The organism is [Flexibacter] sp. ATCC 35103 (assembly GCF_001975985.1).
Classification (GTDB): Bacteria; Bacteroidota; Bacteroidia; order Flavobacteriales; family Flavobacteriaceae; genus Flavobacterium.
Genome location: NZ_MTQF01000011.1, coordinates 20,771 through 42,465, shown reverse-complemented (window position 1 = coordinate 42,465; position 21,695 = coordinate 20,771). Strand labels below are relative to the sequence as shown.

General features: G+C 32.3%; 23 protein-coding genes and 1 pseudogene. 22 read left to right on the top strand and 2 right to left on the bottom strand.

Translation table 11 applies throughout. The features are described 5' to 3' along the window. The first annotated feature begins 475 nt into the window (after positions 1-475). From BXU01_RS20055 to BXU01_RS19965, 19 genes and pseudogenes are all read left to right on the top strand, one after another. Positions 476-799, top strand: a complete 324-nt coding sequence (locus BXU01_RS20055; protein ID WP_123774126.1) for a hypothetical protein — start codon at positions 476-478, stop codon at positions 797-799. 296 nt (positions 800-1,095) lie between these two features. Continuing rightward, positions 1,096-1,495 (top strand): annotated as a pseudogene (locus tag BXU01_RS20050) (helix-turn-helix transcriptional regulator). A gap of 79 nt (positions 1,496-1,574) precedes the next feature. Next, positions 1,575-2,132 (top strand): tetratricopeptide repeat protein, encoded by a 558-nt coding sequence (locus BXU01_RS20045; protein ID WP_165689813.1) that lies wholly within the window; start codon positions 1,575-1,577, stop codon positions 2,130-2,132. Positions 2,133-2,222: 90 nt separating this feature from the next. Next, entirely contained in the window at positions 2,223-2,672 is a 450-nt protein-coding gene (locus BXU01_RS20040) for a hypothetical protein (RefSeq protein WP_083694945.1), read from the top strand. Between the two features lie 53 nt (positions 2,673-2,725). Next, complete coding sequence (locus BXU01_RS20035; RefSeq protein ID WP_083694944.1) at positions 2,726-3,211, top strand: hypothetical protein; 486 nt, start codon at positions 2,726-2,728, stop codon at positions 3,209-3,211. 169 nt (positions 3,212-3,380) lie between these two features. After that, positions 3,381-3,746: a hypothetical protein gene (locus BXU01_RS20030; protein ID WP_083694943.1), complete on the top strand. Its 366-nt coding sequence runs from the start codon at positions 3,381-3,383 to the stop codon at positions 3,744-3,746. A 180-nt stretch (positions 3,747-3,926) separates the two neighbouring features. Next, complete coding sequence (locus BXU01_RS20025; RefSeq protein WP_083694942.1) at positions 3,927-4,322, top strand: VOC family protein; 396 nt, start codon at positions 3,927-3,929, stop codon at positions 4,320-4,322. 173 nt (positions 4,323-4,495) lie between these two features. Beyond that, positions 4,496-5,116, top strand: coding sequence for a hypothetical protein (locus BXU01_RS20020; RefSeq protein ID WP_083694941.1), 621 nt, complete (start codon positions 4,496-4,498; stop codon positions 5,114-5,116). 54 nt (positions 5,117-5,170) lie between these two features. Then, positions 5,171-5,881, top strand: coding sequence for a hypothetical protein (locus BXU01_RS20015; RefSeq protein WP_083694940.1), 711 nt, complete (start codon positions 5,171-5,173; stop codon positions 5,879-5,881). Between the two features lie 73 nt (positions 5,882-5,954). Further along, positions 5,955-6,443, top strand: a complete 489-nt coding sequence (locus BXU01_RS20010; protein ID WP_083694939.1) for a DinB family protein — start codon at positions 5,955-5,957, stop codon at positions 6,441-6,443. 247 nt (positions 6,444-6,690) lie between these two features. After that, positions 6,691-7,878: a hypothetical protein gene (locus BXU01_RS20005; protein WP_083694938.1), complete on the top strand. Its 1,188-nt coding sequence runs from the start codon at positions 6,691-6,693 to the stop codon at positions 7,876-7,878. 105 nt (positions 7,879-7,983) lie between these two features. Further along, complete coding sequence (locus tag BXU01_RS20000) at positions 7,984-8,712, top strand: M949_RS01915 family surface polysaccharide biosynthesis protein (protein WP_083694937.1); 729 nt, start codon at positions 7,984-7,986, stop codon at positions 8,710-8,712. 181 nt (positions 8,713-8,893) lie between these two features. Next, entirely contained in the window at positions 8,894-9,220 is a 327-nt protein-coding gene (locus BXU01_RS19995) for a helix-turn-helix transcriptional regulator (RefSeq protein ID WP_083694936.1), read from the top strand. Continuing rightward, positions 9,210-9,722, top strand: coding sequence for an SRPBCC domain-containing protein (locus BXU01_RS19990; RefSeq protein ID WP_083694935.1), 513 nt, complete (start codon positions 9,210-9,212; stop codon positions 9,720-9,722). Before BXU01_RS19995 ends, BXU01_RS19990 begins: the two co-directional genes overlap by 11 nt. A 32-nt stretch (positions 9,723-9,754) precedes the next feature. Then, positions 9,755-10,255, top strand: a complete 501-nt coding sequence (locus BXU01_RS19985) for an SRPBCC domain-containing protein (protein ID WP_083694934.1) — start codon at positions 9,755-9,757, stop codon at positions 10,253-10,255. A 135-nt stretch (positions 10,256-10,390) separates the two neighbouring features. Next, positions 10,391-11,263, top strand: coding sequence for an alpha/beta hydrolase (locus tag BXU01_RS19980; RefSeq protein WP_083694933.1), 873 nt, complete (start codon positions 10,391-10,393; stop codon positions 11,261-11,263). A 32-nt stretch (positions 11,264-11,295) separates the two neighbouring features. Then, on the top strand, positions 11,296-11,982 hold the full coding sequence (locus tag BXU01_RS19975; protein ID WP_083694932.1) for a GNAT family N-acetyltransferase: 687 nt from the start codon (positions 11,296-11,298) through the stop codon (positions 11,980-11,982). 32 nt (positions 11,983-12,014) lie between these two features. Then, positions 12,015-12,380, top strand: coding sequence for a hypothetical protein (locus BXU01_RS19970; protein WP_083694931.1), 366 nt, complete (start codon positions 12,015-12,017; stop codon positions 12,378-12,380). A gap of 28 nt (positions 12,381-12,408) precedes the next feature. After that, positions 12,409-12,777, top strand: coding sequence for a nuclear transport factor 2 family protein (locus BXU01_RS19965; RefSeq protein WP_083694930.1), 369 nt, complete (start codon positions 12,409-12,411; stop codon positions 12,775-12,777). Positions 12,778-12,813: 36 nt separating this feature from the next. On the opposite strand, the gene BXU01_RS19960 is transcribed toward BXU01_RS19965, so the two are convergent. After that, a complete protein-coding gene (locus BXU01_RS19960) occupies positions 12,814-14,349 on the bottom strand; it encodes a YifB family Mg chelatase-like AAA ATPase (protein ID WP_083694929.1) in 1,536 nt (511 codons plus the stop codon). Between the two features lie 78 nt (positions 14,350-14,427). Continuing rightward, complete coding sequence (locus tag BXU01_RS19955; RefSeq protein WP_083694928.1) at positions 14,428-15,402, bottom strand: Gfo/Idh/MocA family protein; 975 nt, start codon at positions 15,400-15,402, stop codon at positions 14,428-14,430. Between the two features lie 129 nt (positions 15,403-15,531). Here BXU01_RS19955 and BXU01_RS19950 point away from each other — a divergent pair, with 129 nt between their 5' ends. The 3 genes from BXU01_RS19950 (at position 15,532) to BXU01_RS19940 (ending at position 21,531) form a co-directional block, all read left to right on the top strand. Then, positions 15,532-18,531: an amidohydrolase family protein gene (locus tag BXU01_RS19950; protein WP_083694927.1), complete on the top strand. Its 3,000-nt coding sequence runs from the start codon at positions 15,532-15,534 to the stop codon at positions 18,529-18,531. 37 nt (positions 18,532-18,568) lie between these two features. Continuing rightward, a complete protein-coding gene (locus BXU01_RS19945; RefSeq protein ID WP_083694926.1) occupies positions 18,569-19,876 on the top strand; it encodes an amidohydrolase family protein in 1,308 nt (435 codons plus the stop codon). A gap of 338 nt (positions 19,877-20,214) precedes the next feature. Further along, positions 20,215-21,531 (top strand): ammonium transporter, encoded by a 1,317-nt coding sequence (locus tag BXU01_RS19940; RefSeq protein ID WP_083694925.1) that lies wholly within the window; start codon positions 20,215-20,217, stop codon positions 21,529-21,531. Positions 21,532-21,695: the final 164 nt, after the last annotated feature.

Genomic DNA, 21,695 nt, shown 5'->3' with positions numbered 1-21,695 from the left:
ATATATTTACAAAAATAAAAATAAAAATATAAAAATTGTAATTATTTTCTTATTTTATTTTTTTATTGTTAATTAAACATGATTCTATCTTTTCGTTATCATAAATCCTATCATTTTGTTAGGTAATTTTTTAATTAATAAAAATCCTATATTAAATACTAAATATTAACTAATTTTCTTACTTAATATTTTAAATCTAGATAATTATGAAAGTAGCAGTTATTTATCCTGAAGTAATGGAGGTCGCAAGATATAAATCCAAAAGAAAAGAATTTCCACCATTTTGAGCTTTATATATTGCCGCTGCATTGGAAGAAAAGCAATATCAGGTAGACATTATAAAACTTACCTCAGATAATCTAATTATGACTTCTCTGATTATGATGCACTAGCTTTTAGTATATCGTCTTCTGCTACATTCAATATGTTTATTGAATGTAGGTTTAAAAGTAAAATAAATAAAAAAACGCTAATAATGGTTGGGGGAATACACACAAATTTATTTCCTGAACAAACTTTGCTAGATTTAAAACCTCATGTTATAGGAATTGGAGAAGGTGAGATTACTATTACTGAAATACTTAAAGAAATTCACACCAAAAACTTTGATAAAATAGAAGGTGTATGTTTTATAAAAGACGGAAAACCGTTTAGAACCTCACCAAGGAAACTAAATAAAAACATTGATGGGTTTCCTTTGCCTGCCAGGCACTTGATACCAAAGGAAGATTTTATCATGAATAATAGAATGTTTAACACAGATATATTGATGACACACATAATGCCAGGTAGAGGATGACCTTTTCCTTGCAGGTTCTGTGCTTCCTCTCAAACTCAAGTTCAATATAGAAGTGGTCAAAATATAAGACATGAATTAATTCATTTAATAGAAAATTACAATATCGAAGGCTTTTCTGTAGTTGGAAATGATTTTATTTTGAATAAAGGAAATGTTCAAGACATATGCGACTCGATAAATGATTTAGAATAGATCTTTTTGTTCATTCAAAAAAAACAATAAACAAGTACCTCACCAAAAAACTATGTTTTTTACCAACATCAATTTTGTAAAAGAATTTTAAATACCTTTGAAGTATGAGTACAGCAACAAAACCAAAACACATTGGCAGAAATATTAGCCGAATCAGAGAGCTTAAAGGTATGAAGCAGGACGCCCTTGCTTATGCAATGGGATTAAGCCAGCAAACAATTTCAAGTATTGAAACAAGCGAATTCATAGACAAAGAAAAGCTTGAGAAAATTGCTGAAATACTTGGAGTTACTGTAGAAGCGATTGAAAATTTTTCAGAAGAAGCCGTTTTTAATTTCTTTAATAACTTTTACGACAATAGTTCTAGCGCTCAAGGAAGTGGTAATAACAATGTTAATTGGTACATTCAATCCATTAGATAAAGTTGTGGAACTTTACGAACGTTTGGTTCAGGCTGAAAAAGAAAAAAACGAATATTTAGAAAAATTATTAAAAGATAAATAATTCCTTCGAAATATAAATTTACAAAAGCACAAATTTTCGATTTTGTGCTTTTTTTATGAACGAAAACACTAAACAAAAAATGAAACAAACTTTATTCTTAATTATCTCAATAATTGGATTAAACAGTTGTGCTCAGAAACAAGAAAGTTCAGGTGAAAACCAAAAATTGCAAAATGAAATTGCAAAAATGAATGATAGCGAATTACTAGCTTTTTCAAATAAACTTTATGATTCTGGCTCTGAAAGCACAAAAGCTATAATTACGTTGCAAGAATGTGTAAAAAGAAATATTGACAAAGGAAACAGTTTATACAGACTTGGAGTAAGTTATATTGAAAATGGAGAAACTGAAATCGGAATAAAAAAACTTGAAGAATCTATCAAAATAAATCCAAAATATTTTAAAGCATATTTTAATATTGGAGCAGTATGTTACGACACACAACAATTTGAAAAGTCAGTTGCATTTTATAAAAAATCTTTAGAAATCGAGCCGCAAAATGATGCAAGCTATTACGGAATCGCTTTATCAGAATATGCTTTGAATGAAAGGAAAAGTAGTAAAGAAAATTGCGAAATGGCTTTAAAATTAAATCCCAATAACGAAAATGCTAAGTTACTTCTGCAAAAGTATTAAAGTAGAGGTTATTTTTGTCTCACTAAATCAAACTCAACAAACTCAAATAAAAAAACTATTTTAGCTCAGCAAACCTAACCCCAGAAAACCATGAAAATTACGATTTCCCTATCGCTATTATTTCTGTTACTTACTACCAATATATTCAGCCAAACACTTGCTGATTTAAAACTAAAACCTAAAGAAATTCCAAAAGGCTACACACCTATCGACGGTCAGATTTGTGTAACTCCTCAGGCTTGCAATTTTTATACTGATATTGAGACTTACAGCAACATTGTGGGAATCGTAAAAAGTAAAGCAATCCAGAGTTTTAAAAATAAAACAGATCGTGGATCTATCATGTATTTTGAATTTGAACACACCTTTAAAGGCGATCGGTTTCTGCAAGGATTACTTTGGGGAAAAGACGGTCAGCCCACAGATGAACATCCGGAAGAATATCTGGCAAAAGGAAAATTCCTGATCATCTGGAGTTTTCGTCCGGACAGCGTAATAAAAGAAAAATCAGAAGCTAAAATAGAAGCAATTTTAAAATAAGTAAATACTACACAGCAAATGGAACAAATTGCTACCAAACCAAATCTTAGAAAATGAATTTTGAATTGATTGATATACGAAAAGTAGACTCTACAGGAAATTTCAAACTAAATGAAGATTATATTCTTTCTTATGATCATTCTGATGGTTGGAGCGAACGATTGTTAAGTTTAGGAATCTATATTGATTTAATTTTTGAATGCAAAATTGTGATAAGTTTTCGCAGAAAAAATTTTGAAAATTTTGAAAAACAATTTGAATGCGAAATACCTTCTGAGATTAAAAATATAATTTCGGAAATAATAAATCTAGATCCTTTAACTTTAAAAAAACATTATGCCGATACCTTTATGGAAGATATGAATAGGCAACATTATGCTATCAATCATTCCGGAAAATCACATAATATTGGAATTGGAACTTTGCTAAAAAGACCTCAACCTGAAAATCCGTCCGAAGAATTGTTTATCACATTAATTGACCTTTTTGAAAAATGGAGGGAAGTAATTTATCAGGATTGTTTAAAAAATATTATATAAAATTAATCAATTTTAAATTTTTTAATACATATTTCTTAACAGTTATAATGAAACTGAATTTGTCTACGAATTCTACTCACTTCTTACCAACAAAAACCGTTTTTCAAATCTACCTTAATTACAGCTTCATTTTTAATTCGTAATTTCGCCAAAGCAAAAAAACATCAAAATGAAAATACAAATAAGAATTCTAATTTACTCCATTCTATTTTTTCTATACCTTTCTACGACTTCACTTTTATTGTCGTTAGGAGAATTATTAAAAACAGATCCGTACGTTACTTTAGGCTGTGGTTTTGCAGTTTTAAACCTAATCTATACTTTCTTTGCCCTAAAATGGACTTCTATATTAAATATAATTTTTTCTATTGCAATTGCAGCATTATCGTTATTCTTAGCAGTGCAATTTGCTAATCTACATTTGCTGGCAAAATATGATCCTTATTTGGTTAAAACAGCAATATTTACAAATGCTATTTTATCAATAATATTTTGGGAAATTGTGTATCAGGTAAAAATCAGAAAGGCAAAATAAAACATTCCTGGTGTTAGATGAATGTTGTGCATCTATTAAATAAAACATTGTCATATATGTCTATGAATCTGTAAAGAAGAACAGCAGCGTTTCTTTTCTATATTTTATTTTTAAAAAATTCCTAAATTTAGTATCCGATTATATAATCCGGATTGAATTCTAATTTTTAAAATAAATCTAATGGAAACGAAAAAAATATGGGCAAATCTGGGTGTCGAAAACTTAGAACGCACAACGAAATTCTATACCGAATTAGGCTTTAAACAAAACGGTCACAATACGTCTAACGAACTAACGAGTTTTCTTTTTGGCGATGACAATTTTATAATTCATTTTTTTATAAAAGAAAGATTTAAATGGGCTGTCAACGATGAAATGGCAGATTTAAAACTTGGAAATGAAATTATATTTTCACTTTCGGCAGATAGTAAAGATCAGGTAGATCAATGGCAGAAAATCGTTAAAAAAGCCGGCGGAACTATTTTTGCAGAACCACAAGAGTATGGAAAAGGATATTTCTTTGGATTTTGTGATCCTGATGGTCATAAATTTAATTTTTTATACTGGCCAAAATAAAAAACTTTCCCTTTTAAATCCTAAAAAACTGATTCTGAGAACATAAGTTTTGGTTCATCAAAAAAATAAAAAACTCCTTAATATTTATAAGTATTTATTTATATTTTTAGCATAAGATTTTACAATAATCACAATCTTTAACGCTAAAAACCACTAAAAATAAATTGATAAAAATGGAGAATTTTAAAGAAATTAGTTTAGACGATGCAATTCAATTAATCAACGAAAACAACTCTGTACTTAAGGATGATCTTATTGATGAATTAAACGGATTTTACGAAGTAGCAGGTAAAATTGTTTTGTATCCAAGAGAAACTAATTTAGAAAACTTAACCGTAGGAAACGATATTGTCCTTGTAAACGGCGATCTTAATGTTACGAATATAATTGAAGATTGCTACCAAGTAGATTCGTCTATGCTTATTGTTTTAGGAAATGTAAATTGCAAGAGCTTAATTACGCTGTCGAGCATGTATCTTATGGGCGACTTAAACGCTGCAAATGTAATCTTAGGAGATTCTCTTTGTGACCATGTTTTAAATGTAGGCGGAAATATCGTAACGAAAACAATATTAGATTATGGTCATTGCATTATAGCATACAAAAAAATTACGGTTACAGACGTTTTCTCTTTTAACTCAATTGAAGATGAAAATGGAGCAATCGAACAAAATATGGAATCTGAAGAATTAGTAGATGAAATTACAGAAATAGATGATGATGAGAAAATGAAAGATTTAGGCAAAACAATTGATTATATAAAAAGCGGCGGCGAGATATTTAAAGTAGCCTAAACAAATCAACAACCGCTTTTTGAAAAATCATAAAGTTTAAAAAATAAAAATCTGATGAAAAAATGTTTCCTGGTTGCTTTATTATTTTGTTTTCAGTTTTCGTTTTCACAAAATACCAATCATTTAAAGTCGGTTTTAAAACAGCTTAAGATAAAGGAAAGCGAAATAAATCAGGAACTTTTTACTCAGAAAGTATTACCATATGATAAAGGCAAAAGCGTTTTTGTGATTGCCAAATACGCATCAGAAGTATCTGTAGATTATTTTGTGGCAGATGCTTATATACTCGTAGTTGATAATTTGACCGGAAAAATAATCAACAAATTTATTGAGCCAAATGCCTGGACATCTGATGCTGTAATGTTAAGCAGTATAACGATCGATACAGGATTATATATTTTAAATAAAACAACAAGAGCTTTTGGAGTTCGGGTAGATTATACCGGCAGTAGCCGACCTAATCCGTACAGCGAAAGTGACTTATCGTTGTATATTACAGATAAAAATTCGCTAAAGCCAGTGCTTAAAAATTATCAAATTTCGCAATCTAATGGCGAATGGGATACGAATTGCGCCGGAGAATTTGAAGACAACAATTCGACTATTGATATCGATAAGGTGATGACTAACAATTTTTATAATATTATTGTTAAAACTAAAACGGTCAATACTAAAAATATCCCCACAAACGATGATTGTATCGCTAAGGAAACTATTAAAAGAAAAACTTCAAAATTAATTTTTAATGGAAAAGAGTATAAATAAATATGATGCTCTTGAAAAGTTCTATTATTTTGAAGATGACTATTGTGTTTTAAATCAATAATTGCCACAAAACATGACTAAAATTTACAGACAAGGTGCCATTGGATCTTTACTTGACGAATACGAAAAAGCTATTTTAGATTTAAGTCAAATAATTTCAGACATTAACGACAAAGAACTCACCACAATCGTTGATACTGTTACTCAGGATTCCGGTTGTGAATCGGTTCAGTCAATATTGGCACATATTGTATGTTCCGGATATGCTTATGCGTTATATATTAAGCAATTATCTGGGGATCAAAGCGATTTTCTTGATGATGTTTTTAGAACTACAATCTCTGATTATCAAAAGGATCTGGCTGATTTTTTTATTTTTACAGAGGACACTTTTAAAAATATCACAGACAATCAACTCGAAGAATCTGACAATACTAAAAAAATAGTGACTTCGTGGGGACAAGTTTATGATATTGAACAAATAATAGAACATGCTATTGTACATGTTTTACGCCACAGAAGACAAATTGAAAAATTTAAAATAATATTACGCGAAAAATAATATTTAAGCAAAAACTAACTCACTGCTTGGGCAAAGTTTCTTGTAAAAACTAAATTTCTAATCTAGCCCCGATAGAGCCGTTATCCTCGTAATCCCGATAGTTATCGGGGTGAAGAGATATAGGCGAAAGCGGGAAAAGTGGTCTTTATAAAAACGAAAAATTCTGCTTCTAAAATTTCAAAACTTACTTTACCTGAATTCATCTAAAACAGATATATTTACAGCTTGAAAATCAACTGGTCTTAGAATGAAAAAAATTACTTTACTATTTTCTATATTATTTTTGACACTTGGGTCATGTGGTGTAAAAACAACTCAGTCGCTATTAAGTGACGGAAATTATGATGGCGCAATCGATCGTGCTGTTGAAGCATTGAGAACAAAAAAAGACTCTAAAGGAAAACAAGATTATGTGTATTTACTCGAAGAAGCTTTTGCAAAAGCAAAAGACAGGGATTTACGCAATCTTGATTTGATGATAAAAGAGGCAAATCCTGCCAATTCAGAACGTATATACAACACGTATTTGCAACTAAATAACCGTCAGGAAAAAATCAGGCCTTTATTGCCTTTGCCATTATTGAAACAAGGAAAAAATGCGTCTTTTGCGTTTGATAATTATTCTGATCAGATTGTAAGCAGCAAAAATGTACTCTCGAAATATTTATATGAAAATGCTTCGTCTCTTTTAAAATCGAATAATAAATTGGATTTTAGAAAAGCATATGATGATTTTTTCTATCTGGAAAGCATTAATCCAAATTATAAAAACACAAAAAAACTGATGGATGATGCGCAGTTTAAAGGAACTGATTTTGTAGACGTTTACGCCAAAAACCGAACTAATATGGTGATTCCAAAACAGCTTCAGGATGATTTACTCGATTTTAAAACTTATGGATTAAATGATAAATGGACGGTTTATCATAGTGTAAGACAAAAAAGCGTAACGTACGATTACAGCTTAATCATCAATTTTAGACAAATTAATATTTCGCCTGAACAAATTAAAGAGAAAGAATTCATTAAAGAAAGACAGGTTAAAGATGGCGTAAAAACACTTTTAGACAATCGCGGAAGACCTGTGAAAGATAGTTTGGGCAAGGAAATAAAAGTAGATAATTACAGAACACTTCGTGCCAATATTTACGAATTCAGACAATATAAATCATGTCAGGTTACGGCACAAGTAGATTATGTAGACGTAAAAACGAATCAATTGCTACAATCGTTTCCGGTAACGAGCGAATTTATTTTCGAGAATATTTATTCGACTTACAAAGGCGACAGAAATGCCTGCGAAGATAATTATATGACCTATTTTAATAAACGTGCGGTGCCTTTCCCTAACAATGAACAAATGGTTTTTGATACTGGCGAAGACCTGAAAGCACGGCTTAAAGATATTATTGTCAGGAATAAATTCAGGGGATAAACTCACACTTATTCATATCATAAATGTTTTCCAAAAGCGATATTAGTAAACTGTTATTTAAAAAAAATTAGTTTTATAGATTTTACAAAACCATTAAAAAAAACGATGCTAAATAAAAAACATTTCAAAAATATTGCAATACTTTCTTTACTTGCTATGCTGTTTACAGGTTGCAAACCAGATGCAAAAGAGTCAGTAAAAACAAAAGAAAACTCAGCATTAAGCAATACTGAACATATGATTTTAGAAGTAAATAAAATTGATTCTACACAACTTCCTGCTTCTGTAAAATATGAAGGTTTTATTAAAAATGCAGTTCGATGGAAAGATAAATCAGGAGATAATATTGTAATTACAACTGAAACCGGCATTTATACCAGTAAAAAATTCAAACATGAAGCTGAGGACAGCAGCGATGCTGAATTATTTGCTTATCATTATATAATCTCAGATAATGAAGCAAAACAAACCTGGAAAGTGTATGATTTCATTTCTGATTGTCCTGTTGATATTGTGGCATCATTTGTTAAAAATACTTTTAAAGTTACCGACTTAGATAATAACGGAATTGCTGAAGTCTGGTTGATGTATAAAACCGTTTGTCATGGCGATGTAAGCCCTTCTAATATGAAAATTATTATGTATGAGGGAAGTAATAAATATGCCATTCGCGGAGAAAACAAAGTTCAGGTTGGAAGTGATGAAAACGATAAAAAATCATTTTTGGGCGGAGAATTTAAAATGGATGAAAACTTTACAAAAGCTCCAAAAGTGTTTAAAGATTATGCCCAAAAATTATGGAATGATAATATAATTGAAAACTGGGAGAACTAAAAATTATCTATTAATACAGAATGGTCTAACCATTAAAATTTTTATATCTATACACAAAGACGTACAATAAAATGTACGTCTTTTTTTTTGTCAAGCTAAAAAAAATCAAAAAAAACATTAAGAAACCAAAAGGTTGCGTATATTTGCAACTGATTGATTGCTAATTAAGATTTAAATCAAAATGAAACGAGATATATTTCAAGCTATTGCTGACCCAACCCGTAGAGCAATTTTAGTGTTAGTTGCTACAAATGCATTGACACCAAATACTATTGCAGAACAATTTAATACCACAAGACAAGCAGTTTCTAAACATATCAAAATTCTAAACGAATGTGAATTGTTAGAGGAAAAAAAAATAGGACGAGAAATTTATTACCAACTGAAAATTGACAAAATGAAAGAAATTGACAAATGGTTAACCCAATTTAAAGAAATTTGGGAGGACCGTTTCAGTCAGCTCGATCAAGTATTAATGAATCTAAAATCTAAAGAAAATGAAATCTAATCTTTTAATGAATTTTACTGTAGACAAAGAAAACAGCACGGTACACATAAAACGGGAGTTCAACGCATCGCTTGCTAATGTTTGGTCAGCCTGGACAGAACCTGAAATATTAGACCAATGGTGGGCTCCGGCTCCATTTAAGTCTAAAACAAAAAGCATGGAATTTAAGGAAGGCGGACGAAGATTGTATGCAATGGTTGGGCCTGAAAATCAGGAAAAATGGAGCTTTTTTGAGTATAGTTCAATTTCTCCAAAAACAAATTTTAAATATTCCTCAACTTTTTGCGATGCCGAAGCAAATCCGGACCCAAATTTTGGAAGTTCGTACTGGGATGTAACTTTCTCTGAAAAGGGAGATTTAACCATTGTTGATATTGCAATTAAAAGAAATAGTCTGGCTGAGTTAGAAAAAATAATAGAAATGGGATTCAAAGAAGGATTCACAATTGCCATGGATGGTTTGGATAAAATCTTTGAAACACAAAATCAAAACCGCTTTTAGTCAAATATTTATGAATTTTAAATCTTAAAAAAATGAAATCTGATTTATTAATGAATTTTACTGTAGACAAAGAAACTAGCACTGTAAATGTAAAACGTGAGTTTAATGGATCGCTTTCGAATGTGTGGTCAGCATGGACAGAAGCCGAAATACTTGACCAATGGTGGGCTCCTGCCCCATGGAAAGCCAAAACAAAGAGAATGGAATTTAAAGAAGGCGGTCAGAGACTCTACGCCATGCTTGGTCCGGAAGGCGAAGAACATTGGGCTTTGGCAGATTTTACGTCTATAACCCCAAAAACTAATTTTAAATATTTAGATGCATTTTGCGATAGCGAAGGTAATCTAAACAAAGATTTTCCTCGCTCTGACTGGGATGTAAGTTTTTCAGAACAAGGAGAAACTACTATTGTAGATATTGCCATCAAACATGAAAATCTTTCTGACCTGGAAAAAATAATCGAAATGGGCTTCAAGGAAGGATTCACAATTGCGATGCAAGGTCTGGATAAAATTTTTGCTTCGAGAACATAATATTTTCTATGTTTTATTTATACAATCCCGTTCGTCTTGTGGCAAATGGGATTTTTTTTCAACTTTTAATTCGTATTTTCGTTATTCAAAAAACTACTTTTTTAAAAACTCAAAGTATTTAATTAATACCCAATAATGAATAAATTTAAGACTCTTACAATCCTGTTTTTTACTTCAGCTTTAATTTTTAGCCAAACCAATAAATCGAAAACAACAGAAACAAGCAAACCTTTTGTTTTAGGTGTTATAGACGAAATACAATCGAAGGAACTGGGAGAAAAAAGAATTCTGAATATTTATCTTCCAGAAGGTTATAAGCCAGAAGATGCGACAAAATATCCCGTGATTTATGTATTGGATGGTTCAGCAGACGAAGACTTTATTCACATTGCAGGATTAGTACAATTTAATAGTTTTGAATGGATCAATCAGGTTCCTAAATCTATTGTTGTAGGAATCGCTACGGTTGACAGAAGAAGAGATTTTACGTTTCCTACAACTATAGAAAAAGATCAAAAACGTTTTGCTACTGCAGGACATTCGGATAAATTTATTGCTTTTATCGAAAAAGAAGTACAGCCTTTTATTAATAAAAAGTACAAAACAAATGATTCAAAAACTATTATTGGGCAATCATTAGGCGGATTACTTGAAACCGAAATTTTATTAAAAAAACCAACTCTTTTTAATAAATACGTTATTGTAAGCCCTAGCATTTGGTGGAATAATGGTTCTATACTAAATCAGGAAAGTATTATTTTTCAGGAGAATTTTAATCAGCAAACTGATATTTATATTGCGGTGGGCAAAGAAGGTCTTACCCCAACAGAGATCCCGAGAGTCATGGAAGTCGATGCTAATTTACTTGCCGAAAAAATTAAAGCAACAAAAAGCAAAAACATAAAAGTATACTTTGACTATTTTCCTAAAGAAAATCATGCTACGATTTTACATCCGGCAGCTTCAAATTCTTTTAAATTCTTTTATCCGATACAAGAAAAAGAATAAAAGGTTTATGATAATTGATAAAAATTACACGAATGAAAAATACAGAAGAATACAAATTAGATAATCCGGTATGGAATTCCTTATCAGAAACTCATGCTGCATTTGCCATCGATTATAACGGAACTCAGTTTTATAATCCTGATTATTGTCCGTTTGGTGGTTTTGTTAAAGCTGAAAGCACTTTAGACGCCATAAATCAATATTCGGTATTAGCAGAAAGCTTTTTTATTGTGGGAGAAAAACCTGAAATAGCTGATTATCTAAAGATTGCAAAAGAATTAGTCTGTCTTCAAATGATTATTTACAATAAAATACAGCAACCAATAACTGCAGAAATCATTAAACTTACTGAGAAAAATAATGATGAATTAGTTCATTTGGTCAATTTGGTACAGCCGGGATATTTTAAAAACAAAACTCCGTCGCTTGGTAATTACTTTGGGATTTTTAAGGAAAATAAATTAGTTGCAATTACGGGCGAACGCATGAAAATGAATGACTTTACAGAGGTCAGTGCTATCATAACGCATCCGGATCATACAGGAAAAGGATATGCCAAACAATTGATTACGCATGCAGTTAATAAAATTTTTGATGAGAACAAAATTCCCTATTTGCATGTAGTCGAAAGTAATATTGGCGCAATTGCTCTTTATGAAAAACTAGGTTTTGTGACGAGAAGAAAAATTAGTTTTTGGAATATTTCTAAAAATCATTAATTTTACCCTACAACTCTAATAACCAAATTATTATGAAAAAAGTTTTTTTAATCCTTATCTGTTTAATTGGATGCTTGGTAAATGCACAAACTTCTAAAGAACTTATTGGAAAATGGCAATTAGTAAAATGGGAAAAAAAGGGTAAGGAAAAAGACATTAAAGATTATTTTAAAACAGATCAGGTTTTTCAGGTTTTTAGAGAGAATGGAGATTTTGAAAGTCTTGTTGGAGATGAATCACACAAAGCCAAATGGAAATTATCTCAAGATAATTCTGAACTTACTATTATCGCCGTGTTATTGCCAATAAAATTTACAATAGATTATTTTGATACCACAAAACGTATTATTACAACGCCCCAAATGGGAACTCTTGAATATAAAAAAGTGAGTGAATAAAGTCTTCAAATCTTAATTTTTTATGAATATGACTGCAAATAAACAAACTGTAAACGAATACATGGAAGCTTTTAGAGTAAGTGATCATGAAAGAATCCTTGCTTGCCTTACTGATGATATTATTTGGGAAATGCCGGGAATCTATCAACATGTTGGCAAAGAAGAATTTGATAAGGAAATTGAGAATGACAATTTTGTTGGAAGCCCAACAATTCAAATTATAAAACTTGTTGAAGAAAACGATGTTGTCATTGCTGAAGGTGCAGTTCAGGGAAATATGAAAAACGGAAATATATTAAATGCTGTTTTTTGTGATGTTTTTGAAATGGAAAATGGAAAAATAAAAAAGCTAACTTCTTATTTAATGTCGAAAAATGCAAGCTTAAAATTCGAATAATTTCTAGCCACAAACTTCGCAATCCCAGTCTCGGGATTAGCCAAGCCAGCCATCCCGGTCGAGACTTCTGTATTGAATTGCTTCGGCAATATGTTGTGAGATCACCAATGGTGCATCATCTAAATCAGCTATTGTGCGGGCTACTTTCAGGATTCTGTCATAGGCACGGGCAGAAAGATTTAATCGTTCCATAGCCGTTTTTAATAATTCTTTTGATTGATCGTCAAGTGCACAATACTCCCTGATTAATTTACTGCTCATTTGGGCATTATAATGTATGTTTTCCATTTCTTCAAATCGCTTGGTCTGAATTTCCCGCGCGGCTGTAACTCTCTTCCTAATTTCAACACTGCTTTCGGCTTTTCGATCATCAGATAATTTTTCGAAAGGAACCGGTGTAACTTCAATATGAATGTCGATCCTGTCTAATAAAGGTCCCGATATTTTACTTAAATAACGCTGCATTTCATGTGGTGAAGAAGTATTTGGCATACTTGGATCGTTAAAAAAACCACTTGGACTTGGGTTCATACTCGCCACCAACATAAACGATGATGGATAAGTTACCGTAAATTTAGCACGCGAAATAGTTACTTCACGATCTTCAAGTGGCTGACGCATAACTTCCAGAACATCACGTTTAAATTCCGGTAATTCGTCCAGAAACAAAACCCCATTGTGAGCCATCGAAATTTCTCCGGGTTGCGGGTAACTTCCTCCTCCAACAAGTGCAACATTAGAAATAGTATGATGCGGACTACGAAATGGCCGCTGATTCATTAAACCAACTTCTTTTAATTTTCCGGCAACACTGTGAATTTTAGTCGTTTCTAATGCTTCTCGTAAAGTCATTGGCGGTAAAATACTGGGTACACGTTTGGCAAGCATCGTTTTTCCTGCTCCGGGCGGGCCAATTAATATAATATTATGCCCTCCGGCAGCAGCAATTTCCATGCATCGTTTTATACTTTCCTGTCCGCGAACATCAGAAAAATCGAATTCAGGAAAATCTAAAGTTTTATAAAATTCGGCTCTTGTATCAATAACAGTGGGTTCAAGAGTTCCTTTACCGGCAAAAAAATTAATTACATCTTGCACATTTTCTACTCCATATACATGTAACCCGTCAACAATAGCCGCTTCTTTTACGTTTTGAATGGGGAGAAAAAACCCTTTATATCCTTCTTCCTTCGCTTTTATGGCGATAGGTAATGCGCCGCGAATAGGTTGTAAACTTCCGTCAAGAGAAAGCTCTCCCATAATGACATAATTTTCAATTTCAGGAGCTTTTATCTGATCTGAAGCTACTAAAATTCCCATTGCTAAAGGTAAATCATACGCAGAACCTTCCTTTCTTAAGTCGGCTGGTGCCATATTGATCGTTATTTTTTTGCCGGGTAAACTGTAACCATTATTTTTAAGCGCAGCAGCAATTCGGTAACTGCTTTCTTTTATTGCATTATCAGGCAATCCAACTAAGTGATAACCAATTCCTTTATCCATATGAACTTCAACAGTAATTGTAGTAGCCTCAACTCCAAAAACTGCGCTTCCGTAAACTTTTACTAACATAAAATCTCTTCATTAAATATTTTTAAATCTAATGAAAATAATCTTAAATTATAATATTTTTACTACAAAATATATTTTTTAAAATTCTAACCCAATTTGGGTTTTAATTTGGTTTGTTATTTTACTCAAGTCCAAACTGTTTTGGTGCGACCAAAGCTGACTTTCGATTTGGTTATTTCTGATACAATTATGACATTCAATTGCTTCATGAATATATCCTGTTCCCAGGTTTGGCAAAATAAAATTTTCTTCTTTATGATTTTTAGAAACAGAATATCCATCAGCAATATACCACGGAGAATTAAGCTGAATATGTCCTTGTGTTCCGCTTATTGTTGCTTTCATATCAGATTCTGAAATTATTGAAGCGTGCAAAACTGCCTGAGCATTTTCATATTGCAAGATTATCGAAGTTTGAAGATCAATTCCGTTTTTATGATCAATAGATTTTGCTATAATTTCTTTTGGAATCCCAAGCATTATATAGGAGAGAAATAAGGGATAAACGCCAATATCAAACAAAGCGCCTCCGCCTAGATTTTTATCAAAAAGTCTTCCGCCTTGTTTTTCATCAGCATAAAAAGCAAAATCGGCTTTTATATATTTTACGTCGCCAATAATTCCCTGATTTATTTTAGCTAAAACTTCCTGAACAGACGGAATAAAACGTGTCCAGAATGCTTCCATAAAAAATTTATTATTCTTTTTTGAAGCTTCAACCATTAGAACAGCATCTTTATAAGATAAAGCCAATGGTTTTTCGCATAAAACATGTTTACCGTTTTCTAAAGCCTTTATAGATAATTCGGCATGCGAATCATGTGGCGTTGCAATATAAATAATATCAACCTGATCGTCCTTAAAAAGCGCATCATAAGAATCGTAGGCTTTGGTACAATTGTACTTTTTTGCAAACGCAATTGCTTTATCATGGTCTCTGGATGCAACTGCAAATAAATGGGCATCGTCTAACAGCAGTAAATCTGCAGCAAATTGATTTGCAATGTTTCCCAAGCCAATAATTCCCCATTTTATACTCTTGTTATTTTTCATACTATTCGATAAGTGCTACTTATCAACGATTTAATTAAAATATTATCTAAATAAAGAAAAAACATTCTACTAAATAAATTTTAGATAACATATATTTCATATTTTTAGCAACAAAATTGCAAATTAACTATGAAAAAAGCCCTACTCCTACTCTTTTTGAGTGTTTTTTTAACAAAAACCTACGCTCAGGAATACTTCCCTATTAATGAAAGTGTGCAGAACAAAAACAAGAATTACACTGTTTTTACCAATGCCACGATTTATGTTACACCAACTCAAAAAATCGAAAAAGGAACTTTACTCATTCAGGATGGTAAAGTTGTTGCAGTTGGAAATAATATTACAATTCCTAAAAACAGTATCGCTATTGATCTTGAGGGAAAAACAATTTATCCTTCATTTATTGATATTTATACCAGTTTTGGAGTCGAAAAACCAAAAGCTAATGTAACCAGAGGACGCGATCGTAACCCATTATACGATACGAAAAGAGTTGGTTATTACTGGAACGAAAGTGTTCGTCCGGAAGTAAATACGTATGAAACGTTTAAATATGACCAGCCAAAAGCCGAAGAATTATTAAAAGCCGGTTTTGGTGTTGTTGGAACTCATATTCCTGACGGAATTGCTCAGGGAACCGGAGTTTTAGTTGCATTGAATAATGCAGAAGGCAGCAAACAAATTATTTCGAATAAAATCACCAACCACTTTGCTTTTTCAAGAAGTGCCTTGACAAATCAGGCTTATCCAAGCTCATTAATGGGTATGATGGCTTTATTGCGTCAGATGTATTTAGACCTGGATTGGTATAAAAAAGGAAATTCTGATACTAAAGATTTATCGTTAGAAGCATTGGCAAGCAACGAAAAGCTAGTTCAGATTTTTGCTTCAGAAGATAAATTAAATAGTTTGAGAGCGGCTAAAATCGCTAAAGAATTTGGTTTAAGTTATGTTCTAAAAGGAAGTGGAAATGAGTTTGAAAGAATAGACGAAATCAAAAATACAAACGCAAAATATATTATTCCGATAAGTTTTCCGGAGGCTTATGATGTTTCAAACCCCTATTTATCAAATCAAATAGAATTGACAGATATGCGTTTCTGGAATCAGGCACCTTCAAACTTAAAAGTTTTATCTGATAATGGTGTTGTTTTTGCGCTGACAACTGACAAATTAAAAAAGACCGAAGATTTTAAACCTAATTTATTAAAAGCCATTAAATATGGTTTTGATAAAACAAAAGCTTTAGAAGCATTAACAACAATTCCGGCTGCTATTTTAGGAAAAAGCAATGAAGTTGGAAGTTTAAAAACCGGAAGTTATGCGAATTTTGTCATTACTTCAGGCGAAATTTTTGACGAGAAAACGGTTTTATATGAAAACTGGGTTCAGGGAACGAAATATGTAGTAAATGATATTAACGGAAAAGATATTCGCGGAAATTACGACTTAACAGTTGGAAAAGATACGTATAAATGGAAAATCGACGGAACTGCTGATGCGCCAAAATCTGAAATAACTACAGCTGATGCAAAAAAATTAAAAACAACTTTTGCTGTTTCTAAAAATTGGATTTCCCTTTTAATCAAACCTGCAGATACGATTAAATCAAACTATACCCGTTTAACAGGTTTTATAGAAAAACCGGAAAGTTTATCAGGAAAAGCAGTGTTATCAAATGGTGATGAATTAACCTGGACTGCTTTAAGAACAAGTGCATTTGTTGCTGTAAAAGATACTGCCAAAGTAGAAAAACCAAATCCTATAATTCCAACAACTTATCCTAACGTTGCTTTTGGTGATTCAAAAAAACTAACGGCTCAAACTTTATTGTTTAAAAATGCTACGGTTTGGACAAACGAAAAAGAAGGCGTTTTAACAGAAACGGATGTTTTAATTAAAAACGGAAAAATTGCTGCCGTTGGTAAAAATCTTTCAGATGCATCTGCTACAGTAATTGATGCAAAAGGAAAACATATTACAAGCGGAATCATTGATGAACACTCGCATATTGCTATTTCTAAAGGCGTAAACGAAATGGGTCATAACTCGACTGCCGAAGTTACGATTCAGGATGTAGTAAACTCTGAAGATATTAATATTTACAGGGATCTTGCCGGAGGTGTAACAATTTCTCAGTTATTGCACGGATCTGCAAACCCTATTGGTGGGCGTTCTGCAATTGTAAAATGGAAATGGGGATCTTCTCCGGATGAAATGTTATACAAAAACCAACCTAAGTTCATCAAATTTGCTTTAGGAGAAAATGTAAAACAAGCGAATTGGGGAATTGATAATCCAACTCGTTTTCCTCAAACCAGAATGGGTGTTGAACAGGTTTTTACGGATTATTTTCAACGTGCAAAAGAATATGACGAAAACTGGAAAAAATTCAACGCAGGTTCTAAAAAAGGAAAAGCGCCAAGAGTTGATTTAGAATTGCAGACTATTGCAGAAATCATAAATAAAGAACGTTTTATTACGTGTCACTCTTATGTAGAATCTGAGATTTTAATGTTAATGAATGTTACCGAGAAATTCAATTTTAGAGTAAATACTTTCACTCACATTCTTGAAGGTTACAAAGTAGCCGATAAAATGAAAGAACACGGAGTTGGAGCTTCTACTTTCTCTGATTGGTGGGCTTATAAATTTGAAGTAAATGATGCAATTCCGTTCAACGGACCAATTATGCATAACGAAGGATTGGTTGTAGCTTATAACTCTGATGATGCAGAGATGTCCAGAAGATTGAATCAGGAAGCTGCAAAAGCAGTAAAATACGGAAATATTTCTGAAGAAGATGCCTGGAAATTTGTAACCCTGAATCCTGCCAAATTATTACACATAGATGATAAAGTAGGAAGTCTTAAAGTAGGTAAAGATGCTGATGTTGTGTTATGGAGCGATAATCCATTATCTATTTATGCTAAAGCCGAGAAAACAATTATTGAAGGTGTTGTTTATTTTGATATCGAAAAAGACGCTGAAAAACAATTGGCCATTACTAAAGAAAGAAGCTTGCTGATTGGGCAAATGTTACAAGAAAAAAATAAAGGAGCAGGCACACAACAACCTACAAGAAAAGAGAAAAAAGAATATCACTGCGATACTTTAGAAGAATTATAGAGCTTTAGAAAATTCAGAAAGATAAAAAAAACATAATATGATACATAAAAACATATATATAATGCTGCTCGCAGTTTGTGCTTCTGTACAAATAAAAGCGCAGCAAATACCGGCACCAAAAGAAACTAAATCTGTTTTGATTTTAAATGCAACTGCACATTTAGGTAACGGAACCGTTATTCAAAATAGTGCGATTGGTTTTAAGGACGGAAAAATTACTATAGTAGCCGATGCTACAACAATCAGACTTGCTGCCAATGCATTTGATACTACCATTAATGCCAGCGGAAAACATGTTTATCCGGGATTTATTGTTCCTAATGCAACATTAGGTCTGGTAGAAATTGATGCAGTAAAATCATCTGATGATGAGGAAGAAATTGGAAGTTTTAATCCCAATGTAAGAAGTATTATTGCTTATAACTCAGAATCTAAAGTAGTAGAAACTGTTCGCCCAAATGGTGTTTTAATCGCTCAGATTACGCCTCGTGGAGGCAGAATTTCAGGAACATCTTCAGTAGTACAATTAGATGCCTGGAGCTGGAAAGATGCTATTATAAAAGAGAATGACGGAATTCATCTTAACTTTCCATCGAACTTTAAAAGATCTGGATCATGGTTTGAACCCGGAATAATCGAAGCAAACAAAGATTACCCTAAACAAGTGGAAGAAATAGCTGCATTTTTAATTAATTCTAAAGCTTACAATCAAACTCCTTCAAAAGAACGAAATGTGGTTTTAGAAGCGACAAAAGGACTTTTTGACGGATCGCAAACGCTGTACATTCATGCAGATGAAGAGAAACAAATTGTAGACGCTATACAATTAGCCGTAGACAACCAGATTAAAAAAATTGTTATTGTTGGAGGTTTCGAAGCTTATAAATCAGCCGATGTCTTGCAAAAATATAATGTTGGTGTTTTATTAAGACGTGTTCATGATATGCCAACTAGTGATGACCAAGATGTAAATCTTCCGTATAAAATCGCTAAAATACTTACTGATAAAGGTATTGTAGTTGGTCTTGAAAATAGCGGGGATCACGAACGTATGAGCGTAAGAAATCTTCCGTTTCTGGCAGGAACCTGCGCTGCGTTTGGCTTAGACAAAGAAATAGCATTACAGCTTATTACTTCTAATACGGCAAAATTATTAGGCATTGATGCTACTTGCGGTACATTAGAAACCGGTAAAGATGCAACGTTATTTATATCTGAAGGTGATGCACTTGACATGAGAACAAATAAATTAACGACTGCTTTTATTCAGGGACGATCAATTAACTTAGAAACTTTTCAAACTAAATTGAGCGATAAATTCAAAGCAAAATTCAACCAGAAATAGATCAACGTATCTTCTTAAAAAAGGCATCATTTGAAAATTCATTTGATGCCTTTTTTATTTGGAATCAAAACGATTTTGATCAATTCTTTAAATATTTAAGCATAATTAATCTTAAAATTGAAATTATTATGACTGTATTTTGTTAACAAAGCCACTAAAAACCTACTTTTTAAAAATTTTGATTAATAAATTGTAAATTTTAAGTTGATTTTAACAAATACAAGCAAAATATAGGGGGTTAAATTTAAAAATTAACAAAAATTAAGTATTGAACTCTATTTTTTATAGGGGTGTCGATTCATTTTATACTTTTATAAAAAATTTAAAACTAAATAACTATGCGAAAAATTATTTTAAGTGTGATTCTTATCACTATTTTGGTACTAACCTTTATATCAAACTTTATCCTGACTGACAGCCCAATTCCGGCAGAAGCAGTAAAGTTTGACACAGGAGATACAGCCTGGATGATTGTAGCAACTGCATTTGTATTGCTTATGACACCAGGATTAGGATTTTTCTACGGAGGAATGGTAGGTAAGAAAAACGTTATCAGTACTATGTTACAAAGTTTCATGGCAATGGTAATTGTTACTATCTTATGGGTTGTGGTTGCATTTGGATTAGCTTTTGGTCCTACAATAGGAGGAATTATAGGAAATCCATCTACTAATTTATTCTTTGAAGGTGTTGGTACTAACACTGCATGGAGTCTTGCCCCAACTATTCCGTTTATGTTATTCGCGTTGTTTCAAGCAAAATTTGCCATCATTACACCTGCATTAATCACTGGTGCATTTGCAGAGCGTGTACGTTTCTGGGCTTATTTATTATTTATGGTTTTATTTATTTTAGTTATATATGCACCTTTAGCTCACATGACATGGCATCCTGATGGAGTCTTCTTTAAAATGGGAGTTTTAGATTTTGCAGGAGGAACAGTAGTACATATGAGTGCTGGTTGGGCTGCATTAGCCGGAGCAATCTTCTTAGGAAAAAGAAAAATCCAGAAAGTTAATCCTGCCAGAATTACTTATGTATTATTAGGTACAGGATTATTATGGTTTGGATGGTTTGGTTTCAATGCAGGTTCTGCACTTGGAGCAAACGGCTTGGCTGTTCAGGCTTTAGGAACTACAACTGTTGCTGCTGCCGCTGCTGCTATGGCCTGGGTTTTCCTTGATAAAATTATCGGACACAAATTATCTGCACTAGGCGCTTGTATCGGAGCTGTTGTTGGTCTTGTTGCTATTACTCCAGCTGCAGGTTTCGTAAGTATCCCTCACGCTATTTTTATTGGGGCTTTCTCTGCAATTGTTAGTAACCTTGTAGTTAGCAAATTCCCTAAAGGAAAAATTGATGATGCCTTAGACGTTTTTGCTTGTCACGGTGTTGGTGGTATGGTAGGTATGTTATTAACAGGGGTTTTTGCTTCTAAAGCTATCAATCCTGCTGTTGGAGACAATCAAGGTTTAATCTTTGGAACCCCAACTTTATTCATCAATCAATTAACTGCCTTAGTTATCGTTTCAATCTTCGCTTTTGTAGGTTCTTATGTTTTATTCTTTGTAGTAAATAAAATTACACCTCTAAGAGTTACTGAAGAAAAAGAAGAATTAGGATTAGACATTTCTCAACACGGAGAATTTTTATAAGAAATAAACCAAAACCAAAATAAACCAAAATTAAGAAAGCACTCTAAGTTAGACTTAGAGTGCTTTTGCTTTGAAGTAATTTCAATCGTATATAATTTAGTTTTTGAGGAAAGAAGGAAGAGAGAATAGAAGAAAGAACAAAGAGTAAAGAACAAAGAGTAAAG